This is a genomic window from Streptomyces sp. HD (assembly GCF_028369295.1).
Lineage (GTDB): Bacteria > Actinomycetota > Actinomycetes > Streptomycetales > Streptomycetaceae > Streptomyces.
The window spans coordinates 1-15,585 of record NZ_JAQMYP010000003.1; the positions used below are offsets into that span (position 1 = coordinate 1).

Here is a 15,585-nt window from a genome sequence, read left to right on the forward strand (position 1 = left end):
CCATCACGCGACAGACAACCGGGGCGGGGACGGCCGAGCACCATCACGCCGTACGCGGCATCACTCGGTAGGTGGCATCACTCGGTAGGTGGCATCACTCGGCAGGTGGCCGGGTCACGCGGCCAGGTCGGTTCGGGCGGTGACGCGGCCCTCGGTCACCGCCTCCTCCAGTGCCCGGTGGTCGCGTTCGTTCTGGTCGGCGTAGGACCGGGCGAACTCCACCAGGGCCCGCTCGAAGGAGTCGCCGCGGCCGAGATAGGCGGCGATGGTGATCGGGTCGCCGGAGCGGGCGTGCGCGCGGGCCAGGGAGGCGCCGCACATCCGGGCGAACAGCGCCAGGGTCTCGGCGTCCATGGTCTCGGGGCGGGCGATGCCCTTCCAGTCCCGCAACTGCCTCACGTAGAAGTCGCGTTCACGTCCGTCGATGCCCGTGACGTGCTTCCAGCCGAGGAAGATGTCGCTGGCGGCCTGCATGAGCCGCTGCCCGGCGACCACGCGCTCGCCCTGGTTCTCGTACTCGCTCGCCCCGCAGTAGGGCGCGAGGACCGACTCACCCGCCTCCTTGGCCTGGAGCAGGAGCGGGTCCTCGTCGTCGCGGCCGAGCAGCAGGACGATCCAGCAGCGGGTGCCGACGCTGCCGACCCCGACGACCTTGCGCGCCATGTCGGCCACGTGGAACCGGCTCAGCACATGCCGCCGCTCCGACGACAGGGTGCTCATGTAGCCGGCGATCAGGTCGCGCAGCATCTCTTCCAGTTCCCCGCGTTCCGCGCTGGCCAGCAGTTCGTCGAGCGGCGTGATCAGCGGGGGGTCCGAGATGATCCGGTGGACGCCGTCCTCGACCCGCGTCAGTTTCGCGGCCGCCTGCAGACTCGTCCGGCTGCGGGCCTTCGCCGAGGCACGGGAGGCCCGCTGCTCGTCGTCCTTGCGCAGCGGCTGGTCGAGGAGCATCTGCATCTGGTCGAAGTCGTCGCGCGCGTACCAGACGTCGAGGGTGCGCAGCCCGGCGAACTCCCACATGCGCTTGCGGTAGGCCTCCACCGCGGCGCGGACCAGGGTGTCGCACCGCTTCGCCGGGAACGCGTTGGCCCGGCCGGCGATCACCAGGCTCGCGGCGAGCCGCTTGACGTCCCACTCGAACGGGCCCGGCAGGGTCTCGTCGAAGTCGTTGATGTCGAAGACGAGATGGCGTTCCGGGGAGGCCAGCAGCCGGAAGTTCAGCAGATGCGCGTCGCCGCACAGCTGGGCGTACAGCCCGGTGTGGGCACTGGCGCCGAGGTCGGACGCCATGATCGCCGCGGCGCCCCGGTAGAAGCGGAACGGCGATTCGAGCATCCGGCCGTACCGGACGGGAACCAGTTCGTGCACCCGGCCGGCGGACTGCCGCTCGATGATGTCGACGGGGTCCGGGCGCTTCTCGTCGGGCGCGTAGACGGCGTGGGAGGAGCGCGGCACGCGCATGCGCGCCTCCTTGCCGAGTGTGGCGCGTTCGGCCGGCGAGAGCGGCCCCTGCTTCATGGGGGAGTTCATCGGCGAGAGCGGACCGTCGTGCATCGTGGCCATGACCGGACCTCCTTGCCCGCATGGTCACAACCCGGTGCCCCGGTGGGATCACCCGGAACAGGTGATGTGGGGCCGGGGCACGGGCGGTGCGATGCCCCTGTGGGCGGTTCACCAAAGCCCGCCGGGACGTCCGGTACGGCCGGGCGTCCCCGGTCGGCGGCTCAGCGGTGGGCGGCGCGTCTGGCACTGCTGGTCGCGGCCGCCGCGATCGCCCTGCTGCTGGCGTCCGCCGGAGTACGGAGCCTGGCGCTGCTCGGTGTCGGCGCGGCGGGGCTCGCCGTCACGGCGGCCGCGCTGTGGTGGGCCCTCTCCCGGCACGGCCTGGCCCGGGCGCTCGCCGCCGCCCTGGCCGCACTCCTGCCGCTCGCGGTGCTGGGGAGCTACGCGACGGTCGGCCTGCTGTGGGCCGTGCTGGCGACGCTGGCGCTGTGGGTCGTGGCGGCGCTGATCGGACGGGCCGCCCTCGGCGCCGACCGCACACCGGCCGCTCCCCGGCAGCATCCCGCCGCACCGCCCACGGCGCCGTTCCTCATCATGAACCCCCGCTCGGGGGGCGGAAAGGTGGGCCGGTTCGATCTCGTGGCCAAGGCCCGGGCGCTCGGCGCCGAGGTCGCCGTACTCGACCCGGCTCACCCGCAGGACGTCGCGGAGCTGGCCCGCGGGGCCGTGGCGCGGGGCGCGGACCTGCTCGGGGTCGCCGGAGGGGACGGCACCCAGGCGCTGGTGGCGGGGGTGGCGGCGCGGCACGGGCTGCCGTTCCTGGTGATCTCCGCCGGGACGCGCAACCACTTCGCCATGGACCTCGGCCTCGACCGGGACGACCCGTCGACCTGTCTGGACGCCCTCACCGACGGGGTCGAGCTCCGTATCGACCTCGGTCTCATCGGTGAGCGCGTCTTCGTCAACAACGCGTCCTTCGGGGTGTACGCGGCGGTCGTGCAGAGCCCCGCGTACCGCGACGACAAGGTGCACACCATCCTGCGGGAGCTACCGGACCTGCTGACCCACCAGGTCGGGCCGCGTCTGACCGTCAGCGCCGGCGACTCGGTCATCGACGCCCCCCAAGGGGTCCTGATCAGCAACAACCCCTATCAGCTGGGCGACGCGGCCGGGCTCGGGCGACGGGCGCGGCTGGACTCCGGGGTTCTCGGTGTGATCGGCATCAAGGTCGACAACGCCGCGCAGGCGGCCGGGCTGCTGCGGGGCGGGCACGCGCGCGGGCTCACCCTGCTGACGAACAGCGAGGTGGTGGTCGACTCCGACGCCCCCGACGTCCCCGTCGGCGTCGACGGCGAGGCCCTCCAGCTGCCCTCGCCCGTCACCTGCCGCATAGCACCCGGCGCCCTGCGCGTCCGGGTGCCACGGGAGCGGCCGGGCGTACCCGAGGCGAAACCGCGGATGGACTGGCGGGAGCTGGGGCGACTGGCACTGCAGAAGTGAACAGCCCTGGTGCGTGACCGGTGGACGGTCCACGTGCACCACCAGCGCAACGATCTGCCTACGTGCACCACCAGAGGAACCGGTTGCACGTCTCCGACGGCGTCGGATCCGGGGTCGGGACCGACGTGGTCGGCTTCTCGGTGGGCTGCTGGGTCTCCGGGCCGGACGTGGGGGTGGGGGCCGAGGTGGACGTTCCGGAACCGCCGCCCGTGGTGCCCGCCCCCTCGTCCTTGTCGGAAGCCTTGTCCTCGTCCTTCTTCTTGCCGTCCTCGTCCTTCGGCGACTTCGAGGCCGAGGGAGACGCCGAGGGATCCGGTGACGGGGAGTCCCCGTCCGTGCCCGTTGCCCCGTCCGTCGTCTCCGGGGACGCGGACACCTCGTCCGAGGCCGCGCCCTCCGCCGACTCGTCCCCGGCCGCCGCGGGCTTCGGGCTCGACCCCGGGGCGTCCATGCCGAGTTCCGCGAGGCTCAGACCGCCCGCCGCGAGGACGAACCCGGCGGCGATCAGCAGGACGCGGCGACGGCGGCGCCGATGCGCGGCAGCCTTGCGATCACGACGGCTCACGCCGCCCGCGGGCTCGTCGTCGTCCCAGTCGTCGTCAGCGGGGTCGTCGTCGCGCTCCCGCGGGCCGTCGTCATGGCCGTCGGCCGCGTTGTCGCGGTCGTCACGAGCGTGGTCCTCGTCGCTGCGGTAGGTGTCCTCCTGGTACTCGGCACCGCCGTACGTGCCGCCGCTGTACGCGGCACCCGAGTACTGCCCGTCGTACTGCCCCGTGTACCCGTCGTACGAGTGCGCAGCCCCCTGCACGGCCGTCTGGGCGGGTATCTGCTGGGCCATGGGCGGCATCTGCGGATAGGCCTCGCCCGGGCCCGCGTACACGCGCAGCTCTTCGACCGCGGCGCCGCATCCCGGGCAGGCGAGGGCGCCATTCAGGTGCCGTCGGCACGGGTGGCAGTAGTCCATGACGCGGGAAGACTAGGTTCCGCAGATGGATCGTTCCTAGGGCCTCTCGTGAAGATTATGTATGGAACTGGCCCTTCCGGATTCCTCGGTTGAGGTCAAGCCCGACCATTCGCCGCGATCCCTCCGGCGCCGAGTGCCGAAAGACGCCGACGCGGTCCGTCACACGGCGGGCGTGTGACGGACCGCGTCGGTGCGGAGCGCCCTTCGGGTCAGGTCTGCTTACGGGCCGTCATCGTCCGCTGGATCAGGATGAACGCGCAGAGCAGCACACCGGTGGCGATCTTCGTCCACCAGGAGCTGAGCGTGCCCTCGAACTGGATGATGCTCTTGATCAGGCCCAGCACGAGGACACCGAACACGGTGCCCACGACGTAACCGGAGCCGCCCGTCAGCAGCGTGCCGCCGATGACGACCGCGGCGATCGCGTCGAGTTCCATGCCGACGGCGTGCAGCGGGTCGCCGGACTGGATGTACAGCATGAACAACAGGCCGGCCAGCGCCGAGCAGAAGCCGCTCATCGTGTACACGGCGATCTTGGTGCCGCCCAGCGGGAGCCCCATCAGCAGCGCGGACTGCTCGTTGCCGCCGATGGCGTACACCCGGCGGCCGAAGCGCGTGTAGTGGAGGATGTAGAAGGCGGCGGCGAGGACGACCAGGGCCACGACGGCTCCGATCGACAGCTCCCCCAGCCCCAGCGACACCCGTGTCTGGGCCAGGTCGCTCACCGTGGAGTCGCTGATGGAGATGGACTCCTTGCTGATGACCAGGCACAGGCCCCGGAAGAGGAAGAGGCCGGCGAGGGTCACGATGAACGGCTGGATCTCGAAGTTGTGGATCACATAGCCCATGAGGAAGCCGCCGAACGCGCCCACACCCAGGGCGATCGGGACGACCAGCAGCAGCGGCAGGCCCTGGCGCTCCACCAGCCATGCCGTGAACATGGTGGTGAAGCCGATCACCGAGCCCACGGACAGGTCGATGCCGCCGGACATGATGACGAACGTGACGCCGACGGCGGCGACCAGCAGATAGCCGTTGTCGATGAACAGGTTGAGGAAGACCTGCGGTTCACCGAACCCGTAGTTCTGGTACCGGCTGAGGCCGGTGATGTACATCGCGAGGAACAGGGTGACCGTGACCAGGACGGGCAGCCGCCGGTCGCCGAGCAGGCGGGTGACCGCGGACGCCTGGGACACCGTACGGCCTTCCGGCACCGTGGGGGTCTTGGTGGTCGCGCTCACTGCGACACCTCCATCTTCGGGGCGGCGTCGGCGGCGGGAGCGGCCGGCGCCGGGGCGGCGGCCCGGCGCAACCCCTTGGGGCCCTTGGCACCGAAGACCTTGGCCCGGAACTTGGGGGACTGCAGCAGGCAGACGACGATGACGACGACGGCCTTGAAGACCAGGTTGGTCTGGGTGGGCACGCCGATGGTGTAGATCGTGGTGGTCAGGGTCTGGATCACGAGGGCGCCGACCACCGTGCCGCCGATCGAGAACCGCCCGCCGAGCAGCGAGGTGCCGCCGAGGACGACGGCGAGGATCGCGTCCAGCTCGATCCACAGGCCGGCGTTGTTGCCGTCCGCGGCCGAGGTGTTGGAGCTGATCATCAGGCCCGCGATGCCCGCGCACAGGGCACAGAAGACGTACACCATGATCTTGATGCGCCGGGACCGGATGCCGACCAGGCGGCTGGCCTCGGCGTTGCCGCCGACCGACTCCACGAGCAGACCGAGCGCCGTACGGCGGGTCAGGGCCACCGTGATGGCCACGACCGCGGCCACCACGAAGATGGAGAAGGGCAGGGTCAGCCAGTAGCCGCCGCCGATCAGCTTGTACGGCTCGCTGTTGATGGTGATGATCTGGCCGTCGGTGATCAGCTGGGCGACACCGCGTCCGGCGACCATGATGATGAGGGTCGCGATGATCGGCTGAATGCCCATCCGGGCGACCAGGAAGCCGTTCCACAGGCCGCAGACGACCGCCGCCACCAGTCCGATGCCCATGGCCAGGAAGACTCCGGCCAGGGCGCTTTGGTCGGCCTGATCACTGATGTACGAGCAGGTCAGGGCGCCGGTGATGGCGACCACGGCACCCACGGAGAGGTCGATGCCGCCGGTGGCGATGACCAGGGTCATGCCGACCGCCACCAGGATCAGCGGCGAGCCGAACAGCACGATCGAGACGAGGCTGCCGTAGAGGTGGCCGTCCGTCATCCTGATCGCGAAGAAGTCGGGGGTGAAGGGGATGTTGACGAGCAGCAGGGCGACCAGGACCGCTACCGGCCAGAACAGGTTGTGGTGCGTCAGCGCTCGCCAGCGGGAAGTCGCGGCATTGGGTGGGGTGCTCATTCGTGTTCTCCGCTCGCGATGGTCTCCAGGATCTTGCTGGTGGTGATCTCCGGCCCGTTGGTGAGTCGCGCGACCAGCTTGCGGTCGCGCAGCACGCCGATGGTGTGGCTGAGGCGGAGAACCTCCTCCAGCTCGGCCGCGATGTAGAGCACGGCCATGCCGTCCTCGGAGAGGGACACCACGAGCTTCTGGATCTCGGCCTTGGCGCCGACGTCGATGCCGCGCGTGGGCTCGTCGAGGATCAGCAGCTGAGGCTGGGTGATCAGCCAGCGGGCGAGCAGCACCTTCTGCTGGTTGCCGCCGCTCAGCCGGCCGACTCTGGCCTCGGGGTTGGCGGGGCGGATGTCCAGCGCCTTGATGTACTTGGCGACGAGTTCGTCGCGCTGGGCGGCCGGGATGGGCCGGGTCCAGCCGCGCGCCGCCTGGAGGGCGAGAATGATGTTCTCCCGCACTGTCAGCTCGGGGACGAGGCCCTCGGTCTTGCGGTTCTCCGAGCAGAACGCCACACCGGCGCCGATGGCGTCGTTCGGGGCGCTCATCGAGACCTTCTCGCCGCCGATGGTCACCTTGCCGCTGTCGGGCTGGTCGGCGCCGAAGAGCAGCCTGGCCAGTTCGGTGCGGCCCGAGCCGAGCAGCCCGGCGAGGCCGACCACCTCGCCCTTCCTGATCTCCAGGTCGAAGGGGGCGATGCCACCGGTGCGGCCCAGCCCCTCGGCCTGGACCAGGGTCTCGCCGACGTCGGAGCGCAGCTGGTGCTCGTGCAACCCCTCCAGCTGGTCCAGGGCCTTGCCGATCATCAGCTCGATCAGCCCGACCTGGTCGAGGTCGCGGACCATGTGCTCGCCGACCAGGGTGCCGTTGCGCAGGATGGTCATCCGGTCGCAGATCTCGTAGATCTGGTCGAGGAAGTGCGACACGAAGAGGATCGCGACGCCCTCGTCCCGCAACTGCCGCATCAGGCGGAACAGTTCGAGGACCTCGTCGCGGTCGAGGCTGGAGGTGGGTTCGTCCAGGACCAGCACCTTGGTGCCGGAGCCCTCGCCGTCGCTGTCTCCGGTGCCCACCGACCGTACGATCGCGACCAGTTGCTGCACGGCCAGCGGGTACGAGGACAGGGGCGCGGTCACATCGATGTCGAGGCCGAGCCGGTCGACCAGCTCCGCGGCCTCCTTGCGCATCCGCTTCCACTGGATACGGCCCGCTCGCGTGGGTTCACGTCCGATGAAGATGTTCTCCGCCACCGACAGGTTGGGGCAGAGGTTGACCTCCTGGTAGACGGTGCTGATGCCGGCCTGCTGCGCCTGCAGCGGGCTGCCGATGTGCACCGTCCTGCCGTCGAGGGTGACGGTGCCGCCGTCCAGGGAGTAGACCCCGGTCAGCACCTTGATGAGCGTGGACTTCCCCGCGCCGTTCTCGCCCATGAGGGCGTGGATCTCGCCGGGGAAGAGCCGGAAGTCGACGCCCGACAGAGCCCGTACCCCCGGAAATTCCTTGACTATGCCCGTCATCTCCAGAACGGGCCTCGGCTCTGCCATACCTCTCCTAGTGAGGGACCCACCGGCTTTACCCGGTGGGGACTCAGTTCGTGTTCGGTTGATTGCGCCCGCAAGGGGTCGGTTCGGGCTGGACCGCAGCCGTTGACTGCAAGCCCCTCACGTGGGGCGGAGTCTCGGCGGCGCTCCTGATGTGTCGAGCTGCCGCAGGCCCACAGGGCCTGGCCGACCGGGCTCCGGTCGGCCAGAGGCTCCTGCCGGCGGGTGCGGTGGTCAGTACTTGCGGGAGGGGAGCGCGGCCTTGGCCTGGTCCTGCATGAAGTCGCTCTCCTTGGTCTTGACCCAGCGCTCGACCTTCTCGCCGTTCTTGACCTTCTTCACGACCTCCATCAGCTGGGGGCCGAGCAGCGGGTTGCACTCGACGATGGCGTTGATCTTGCCCTCGGACATGGCGACGAAGCCGTCCTTCACGCCGTCGATCGTGACGATGAGGATGTCCTTGCCGGGCTTCTTGCCGGCCGCCTCGATGGCCTGGATGGCGCCGAGACCCATGTCGTCGTTGTGCGCGAACAACACGTCGATGTCCGGGTTGGACTGCAGGAAGGCCGCCATGACCTGCTTGCCGCCGGCGCGGGTGAAGTCACCGCTCTGGCTGGCGACGATCTTCCAGTCGTCCTTGTGCTCCGCGTCCATGACCTCCTTGAAGCCCTTGGCGCGCTCGATCGCCGGGGCGGAACCGGTGGTGCCCTCCAGCTGGGCGATCTTCACGGGGCCCTTGTGGCCGGCCTTCTCCAGGACCTTCTCCAGGATCTTGGCGGCGCGGCGGCCCTCGTCCGTGAAGTCGGAGCCCACCAGGGTCACGTAGAGGGAGTCGTCGGAGGTCTCGATGGAGCGGTCGGTGAGAACCACCGGGATGTTCTTGGCCTTGGCCTCCTTCAGCACCACGTCCCAGCCCTTGACGACCGTCGGCGAGAAGGCTATGACGTCGACACCCTGGGCAATGTAGCTGCGGATCGCGGAGATCTGGTTCTCCGGCTTCTGCTGGGCGTCGGAGAACTTGAGGTTGATACCGGCCTCCTTCGCGGCCGACTTCACCGAGTCGGTGTTGGCGGTGCGCCAGCCGCTCTCGGAGCCGACCTGGGCGAAGCCGAGGGTGATCGCCTTGCCGCCGCCGGGGGAGTCGGAGCCGCCGCCGTCTTCCTTGGCGCAGGCCGCCAGGGTGCCCGCGGCCGCCACGCCGACCGCCGCGGTGAGGAAGTTCCGTCTGTTGAGCATGTGTCTTCTCCTTTGAAGAGCCGGTCCGGGGATGGGCCCCTGGGACTCGGTTGTCACTCGGTGGGACCGGCCGGCCGCGGCACGTCCAACCTGTCGATCATTGTTCGAAATATCGGCCATATGGAAGTGGATGAAAGGACGGCGAGGCGTCGGTGGAGCGTCAGCCGGGCGCCGTCCCCGACTGCGGGAGGTACGGGAACGTACTGGCACGAACGACGAGTTGAGGTTCGACCGTGGACGTCCCGGACGGGGTCCGGCCCTCGATGAGGTCCAGCAGCAGGGCGATGCTCCGCTGACCGACCGTCGAGAAGTCCTGCCGGACGGTGGTGAGGGGCGGGGCGAAGAACTCCGACTCCGGGATGTCGTCGAAGCCGACCACCGCGACGTCCTGGGGCGTGCGCACCCCCGCCTCACGCAGGGCCCGCAACACCCCCAGCGCCATCTGGTCGTTGGCGACGAAGACGGCGGTCAGGCCCCGGCCCACCCAGCCCGCCAGTTCCTGGCCGGCCCGGTAGCCCGACAGCGGACTCCAGTCCCCGCGCAGCGGCGTCGGCGGTTCGATGCCGGCCGCTTCCAGGGTCTCCCGCCAGCCGACGGTGCGGTCCAGCGCCTCCTGCCAGGACTCGGGTCCGGCGAGGTGCCAGACCGTACGGTGGCCGGCGGCCAGCAGGTGGCCGGTGGCCAGCCGCGCGCCCAGATGCTGGTCGACGTTGACGCTCGGGATCTCGGCGCCGGACCCGGTGCCCACGGCCACCACCGGGAAGGGGTGGCGGAGTTCGGCGAGGGCCTGGACGGCCGAGCGCTGCGGGGCGAGGGCGATCACTCCCTCCACCCCGCCCTCGCTGAGACGGTTCAGCGCCTCGGCGAGGGTCTCGACCGTCAGCTCGCGCAGACTGACCGTGGAGACGAGATACCCCTGGGCACGCGCCGCCTCCTCCAACGCGAACAGTGTGCTGGCCGGCCCGTAGAGCGTGGTGCTGGAGGCGACCACACCGAGGGTCCGGGTGCGCCGGGTGGCGAGTGCCCGTGCGGAGAAGTTGCGCCGGTAGCCCATCTCCTCGATCGCACGCAGCACCTTGACCCGGGTCGCGTCCCGCACATTGGGGTGATCGCCCAGTACGCGGGAGACGGTCTGGTGGGACACACCGGCCAGGCGTGCCACATCGGCCATGGTGGGCGGCCGCAACTGCGAGTTGGTCACGGCCGCACCTCCTTGACGGTCGTCTGCCGATAAGACCTGTGCCGTGGGCGGACGAATCCGCTCGACCGGCTTCACTCCGGGGTTCCGGAACGCCCCAGGACACAGGGCGGCAAGGCGAGTTGGAGCACTTCGGGTATGACGCTCATATCTCCTCAGATGCCGTGGGGCGATGACCGATGAGCGCGGACGTCATTGTGAGCGCTAACAATTCATGGCGGTCAAGAGGGCTGCATCAGGTCTGTCATCACGGTTGAATAACACGCCGGTCGCCGAGCGCTGCCGGGGCGGCCCGTTCCAGCGCGCGCCCCGCCCGGTAACACCCTCTTGGCCCGAACGCGTTGACGCGAGCCACCCCGCCACCCTGGACCGGGGCGACACAAGGGCCGATTCACCTGCCAGGACCACACCTCGGCAGCCCGGACCGTGCGGACCGGCCATCGCCCGACCCATGCCCGCACGGCCGGAAACAATCGGTCGACGCCCGCCCCACGGGGACCGCCCGCCCCGCCGGGACACCCCGGTACCCGCCTTGGACGGGAGCAACATCCGGGTCATCACGCGCACAATGAGTGCCATTTTTCGCGGCTCAAGTGACGGATATTTCCGCCTATTTACTGCCACTCGATGGTCGACCCAAAACCGTTACCCGTTCGACCCATTGACACTCCAACCGGGTCGTCCCTACTGTCGCGACCAGAATTTCGAACGCCTTACGAAATTTCGAACGGCCAGACCCGAAGAGGACAGGGAGTACCGTGCGCATCACGGGAATCAGCACACACGTGGTAGGAACGCCGTGGCGGAACCTGACCTACGTGCAGGTGCACACCGACGAGGGACTCACCGGAGTCGGCGAGACCCGCATGCTGGGCCACACCGACGCGCTGCTCGGCTATCTGCACGAGGCGAAGACCAATCACATTCTCGGGTCCGACCCCTTCGCCGTCGAGGACCTGACACGACGCATGAAGTACGGCGACTACGGCCGGGCCGGCGAGATCGTGATGTCCGGCATCGCCGTGATCGAGATGGCGTGCTGGGACATCAAGGGCAAGGCCCTCGGCGTCCCCGTCTGGCAGCTGCTCGGTGGCAAGGTCACCGACAAGGTCAAGGCGTACGCCAACGGCTGGTACACCACGGAGCGCACTCCCGAGGCCTACCACAAGGCGGCGCAGGGCGTCATGGAGCGCGGGTACCGGGCGCTCAAGATCGACCCCTTCGGCACCGGCCACTTCGAGCTGGACCACAAGGAGAGCCTGTACGCCGTCTCGCTGATCGAGGCCGTGCGCGACGCGATCGGGCCGGACGCCGAGCTGATGCTGGAGATGCACGGCCGGTTCTCGCCCTCCACCGCCGTCCGCCTCGCCAAGGAGCTGGCGCCCTTCAAGCCCGCGTGGCTGGAGGAGCCGTGCCCGCCGGAGAACCTGAAGGCGCTGGAGAAGGTCGCCGCCAAGGTCGACATCCCGGTGGCCACGGGTGAGCGCATCCACGACCGGATCGAGTTCCGGGAGCTGTTCGAGAGCCAGGCCGTCGACATCATCCAGCCCGACGTCGGCCACATCGGCGGCATCTGGGAGACCCGCAAGCTGGCCGCCACCGCCGAGACCCACTACACGCTGGTGGCCCCGCACAACGTGGGCGGGCCGGTGCTGACCGCCGCCTCCCTCCAGGTCGGCTTCACCGCACCCAACTTCAAGATCCTTGAGCACTTCAATGACTTCGCGGACGCGGAGATCAAGAAGGTCGTCAAGGGCGCCCCCCAGGTGAACCCCGAGGACGGCTGCTTCCACCTGTCCCACGAGCCCGGTCTCGGTGTCGAGCTGGACGTGGACGCGGCGGCGGAGTTCCCGCAGCAGCAGGCTCGCTTCGACCTGTGGGCCGAGGGCTGGGAGCAGCGCAAGCCCAAGGGGGACAAGTGAGCACCCGCCGGTCCGGCTCCAGGGGGCTTCAGTGAGTACCGCCGTGGTGATCGAGTCTCCGGGCGAGCACCGGCTGGTGCCGCACGAGCCTCGGCAGCCGGAGGCCGGCGAGGCCCTGGTCCGGGTGCACGCCTCCGGGATCTGCGGCAGCGACCGTGAGGTCTTCCAGGGCAACCGGCCCGAGGGGTACGTCCGTTACCCCCTCACCCCGGGCCACGAGTGGTCCGGGACGGTGACCGCGGTCGGGGACGGCGTCCCCTCAAGTCTTGTGGGCCGCAAGGTGGTTGGCGAGGGCTTCCGCAACTGCCAGGTGTGCGACCGCTGTCACGCGGGCGAGACCACGCTGTGCACCGCGGGTTACGAGGAGACCGGCTTCACCCAGCCGGGCGCCATGGCCACCACGCTCACACTCCCCGCCCGTCTGCTGCACGTCCTCCCGGACGACGCGGATCTGACGGCGGCGGCACTGCTGGAGCCGGCCGCGTGCATCGCGGCCGCCGCGCTCAAGGCGAGGGCCGTTCCCGGTGAACGGGTCGCGGTCGTGGGCACCGGGACGCTGGGCATGTTCGCCGTTCAGTTCCTGAAGGCCGCCTCCCCGGCCGAGCTGCTCGTCGTGGGCACCCGTCCGGACCGGGCCGAGCTGTCCGAGCGGTTCGGCGCCACGGACTTCCGCACCAAGGACCAGCAGCTCCCCGACGATTTCGACGTCGTCATCGAGACCGCCGGGTCCGCGGACGCGGCGCGCACCGCCGCCGCCCTGCTGCGGCGTGGCGGGCGGCTGGTCCTGACGGGGATCCCCGCGGCGGGCGCGGACGGGCTCGACCCGACGGATCTCGTCGTACGCCAGCTGGAGGTGCACACCGTGTTCGGTGCGGCGCCGGACGCCTGGGCGCACACGGTGCGGGTCTTCGGGGCCGGGCTCCTCGATCCACTGCCGCTCGTCACGCACGAGCTGCCGCTGGAGCAGTTCGCCCAGGCCATCGAGCTGGTGGGCTCCGGCGACCCGAAGGTCGGAAAGGTCCTGCTGCGGCCATGAACCGCCCCTGAGCCGTACGCCGGTACGGGGGTACCTGACGACCCCGTACCGGCGTACATCCACAATCTTGCTGTACCCAGAGCCGCGAACTCCGTCCGAAATATCGAACGCGAAGGACATTCAGTGACTGACACCGCTGCCCCGGCGCCACGCCGACCCGGCGAGCAGGCCCTCGCCGCGCTCGGTCTGGGCACGCCCGCCCTCGACCCTTCCGACGCCTCCCCGCACACCTTCCCCGACGGTGGCCGCTGGCGCACCGAGGTGCCCTCCGTCGAGGGGCCCGAGGCGCTCGCCGTGGTCCTCAAGGAGTCCTCGCGGCTCGATGTGCCGATCCACCGGATCAGCCAGGGCAGCGGCATCTGGATGCTCACCGACGCCGAGATCACCGAGATGGTGGAGGCCACCGCCGAGCGTGACATCGAGCTCTGCCTGTTCACCGGCCCGCGCGGCACGTGGGACATCGGCGGCTCCACCCGTACCGACTCCAAGGGCGCCGGCCTCAGGGCCCGCGGACACGACGCGGTCGCCGGATGCGTGGAGGACGCCGTACGCGCGACCGAGCTGGGCGTGAAGTGCCTGCTCGTCGCCGATGAGGGTGTGCTGTGGACGCTGCACCGGGCCCGCGGCGCCGGGATCCTGCCGGCCGACACGACCCTCAAGGTGTCGGCGCTGATCGGTCCGGTCAACCCGACCGCGTACGCCGTGTACGAGAACCTGGGCGGTGACTCGATCAACGTGCCCAGCGATCTGACGCTCGACCATCTCACCGAGATACGGCGGGTCTCCGCCGCCCCCATGGACATGTACATCGAGGCCCCCGACGACCTCGGCGGCTACATCCGGATGTACGAGGTCGCCGAGCTGATCCGGCGCGGCGCACCGCTCTACCTCAAGTTCGGTCTGTCGAAGGCCCCCGGGATCTACCCCTACGGGAACCACATGCGGGACCTCACGCTGTCCACGGCCAAGGAACGCGTACGGCGCGGCCGGCTGGCCCTGGACCTCCTCGCGCGGCACGGAGCGGACGGCGACATGGCGCCGCTCGGTTCACGGCTGCCCGGAACGCTGAAGCGATTCGAAACTCCCGCATAACGTTCCGGACAAACCCCCTTCACAGAAGACGACGCAGTCGAACACAATCCCACACACCCTCGGTCTACCCGCACGGCCCTCGACACGCGTCCTCGCTTCGCCAGACCGAGCCCTGCTCACACACATCAAGGATGATGACCATGCGCACTCGCAGAGCCGCACTCGCCGCCATAGCCTCCGCCGCCTCCCTCGCCCTCACCCTGTCCGCCTGCGGCCAGAGCGGCGAAGGCGGCAGCAAGGAGGAAGCCGGGGACACCAAGGGCGCCACCATCGGCATCGCGATGCCGACCAAGTCCTCCGAGCGCTGGATCGCCGACGGCAAGAACGTCGTCGCGGACCTGGAGTCCAAGGGCTACAAGACCCGGCTGGTCTACGGCGAGGACGACCCGGACCAGCAGGTCTCGCAGATCGAGAACCTGATCACGCAGGGTGTGAAGGCGCTGATCGTCGCGGCCATCGACAACAAGTCGATGAACAACGTGCTCCAGCAGGCCAAGGACGCCAACATCCCGGTCATCTCCTACGACCGCCTGATCCTCGGCACCGAGAACGTCGACTACTACGCGTCGTTCGACAACGAGAAGGTCGGCGAGCTCCAGGCCGGCTACATCGTCGACAAGCTCGGCCTGAAGGACGGCTCCAAGAAGGGCCCGTTCAACATCGAGCTGTTCGCCGGCTCCAACGACGACAACAACACGCGCTACTTCTTCGGCGGCGCGATGAAGGTCCTGCAGCCGTACATCGACAAGAAGCAGCTCGTCGTCAAGTCCGGCCAGACGAAGCTGACGCAGGTCACCACGCTGCGCTGGGACGGCGGCAAGGCCCAGAACCGCATGGACGAGATCCTGACGTCGGCCTACAAGTCCGACAAGGTCGACGCGGTGCTCTCGCCGTACGACGGCATCTCCATCGGCATCCTCTCGGCGCTCAAGTCGGACGACTACGGCTCCAAGAGCAAGCCGCTGCCGATCGTCACCGGTCAGGACGCCGAGGTCGCCTCGGTGAAGTCGATCATCGCGGGCGAGCAGTCGATGACCGTGTACAAGGACACCCGCGAACTCGCCAAGGTGGCCTCGAACATGGTCGACGCGGTGCTCAACAAGAAGAAGCCCGAGGTCAACGACACCAAGACCTACGACAACGGCTCCAAGGTCGTCCCCGCCTACCTGCTCACGCCGGTCTCCGTGGACAAGACCAACTACCAGAAGGAAGTCGTGGACTCCGGCTACATCAAGGCAAGCGACCTCAAGTAACC

At 69.4% G+C, this 15,585-nt stretch carries 12 protein-coding genes; 5 read left to right on the forward strand and 7 right to left on the reverse strand.

The window, feature by feature from the left end; all coding sequences use genetic code 11:
• Positions 1 to 114: 114 nt before the first annotated feature.
• Positions 115 to 1,554, reverse strand: coding sequence for a DUF2252 domain-containing protein (locus POF73_RS03455; protein WP_272113187.1), 1,440 nt, complete (start codon positions 1,552 to 1,554; stop codon positions 115 to 117).
• A 108-nt stretch (positions 1,555 to 1,662) separates the two neighbouring features.
• Here POF73_RS03455 and POF73_RS03460 point away from each other — a divergent pair, with 108 nt between their 5' ends.
• Positions 1,663 to 3,003, forward strand: a complete 1,341-nt coding sequence (locus tag POF73_RS03460) for a diacylglycerol/lipid kinase family protein (RefSeq protein WP_272112922.1) — start codon at positions 1,663 to 1,665, stop codon at positions 3,001 to 3,003.
• A 58-nt stretch (positions 3,004 to 3,061) separates the two neighbouring features.
• Here POF73_RS03460 and POF73_RS03465 read toward each other — a convergent pair whose 3' ends face one another.
• The 6 genes from POF73_RS03465 to POF73_RS03490 all read right to left on the reverse strand — a co-directional run bounded on the left by POF73_RS03465 (position 3,062) and on the right by POF73_RS03490 (position 10,283).
• Positions 3,062 to 3,967 (reverse strand): SCO2400 family protein, encoded by a 906-nt coding sequence (locus POF73_RS03465; protein WP_272112923.1) that lies wholly within the window; start codon positions 3,965 to 3,967, stop codon positions 3,062 to 3,064.
• A gap of 209 nt (positions 3,968 to 4,176) precedes the next feature.
• Positions 4,177 to 5,208, reverse strand: coding sequence for a galactofuranose ABC transporter, permease protein YjfF (gene yjfF / locus POF73_RS03470; RefSeq protein ID WP_272112925.1), 1,032 nt, complete (start codon positions 5,206 to 5,208; stop codon positions 4,177 to 4,179).
• Complete coding sequence (locus tag POF73_RS03475) at positions 5,205 to 6,314, reverse strand: ABC transporter permease (RefSeq protein WP_272112926.1); 1,110 nt, start codon at positions 6,312 to 6,314, stop codon at positions 5,205 to 5,207. The genes yjfF and POF73_RS03475 overlap by 4 nt, the downstream gene beginning before the upstream one ends.
• The gene (locus POF73_RS03480) at positions 6,311 to 7,849 is read right to left on the reverse strand and encodes a sugar ABC transporter ATP-binding protein (RefSeq protein WP_272112928.1); all 1,539 of its coding nucleotides are present in this window, start codon (positions 7,847 to 7,849) and stop codon (positions 6,311 to 6,313) included. Before POF73_RS03480 ends, POF73_RS03475 begins: the two co-directional genes overlap by 4 nt.
• Positions 7,850 to 8,080: 231 nt before the next feature.
• Entirely contained in the window at positions 8,081 to 9,082 is a 1,002-nt protein-coding gene (locus POF73_RS03485) for an ABC transporter substrate-binding protein (RefSeq protein ID WP_272112929.1), read from the reverse strand.
• 160 nt (positions 9,083 to 9,242) lie between these two features.
• Positions 9,243 to 10,283: a LacI family DNA-binding transcriptional regulator gene (locus POF73_RS03490; RefSeq protein ID WP_272112930.1), complete on the reverse strand. Its 1,041-nt coding sequence runs from the start codon at positions 10,281 to 10,283 to the stop codon at positions 9,243 to 9,245.
• A 755-nt stretch (positions 10,284 to 11,038) separates the two neighbouring features.
• Between POF73_RS03490 and POF73_RS03495 the strand changes: the two genes are divergently transcribed.
• From POF73_RS03495 to chvE, 4 genes are all read left to right on the forward strand, one after another.
• Complete coding sequence (locus POF73_RS03495) at positions 11,039 to 12,202, forward strand: mandelate racemase/muconate lactonizing enzyme family protein (RefSeq protein ID WP_272112931.1); 1,164 nt, start codon at positions 11,039 to 11,041, stop codon at positions 12,200 to 12,202.
• A gap of 31 nt (positions 12,203 to 12,233) precedes the next feature.
• A complete protein-coding gene (locus POF73_RS03500) occupies positions 12,234 to 13,238 on the forward strand; it encodes a zinc-dependent alcohol dehydrogenase (protein ID WP_272112932.1) in 1,005 nt (334 codons plus the stop codon).
• Between the two features lie 123 nt (positions 13,239 to 13,361).
• Positions 13,362 to 14,330, forward strand: a complete 969-nt coding sequence (locus POF73_RS03505; protein WP_272112933.1) for a hypothetical protein — start codon at positions 13,362 to 13,364, stop codon at positions 14,328 to 14,330.
• A gap of 140 nt (positions 14,331 to 14,470) precedes the next feature.
• Positions 14,471 to 15,583, forward strand: coding sequence for a multiple monosaccharide ABC transporter substrate-binding protein (gene chvE / locus POF73_RS03510; protein ID WP_443049403.1), 1,113 nt, complete (start codon positions 14,471 to 14,473; stop codon positions 15,581 to 15,583).
• Positions 15,584 to 15,585: the final 2 nt, after the last annotated feature.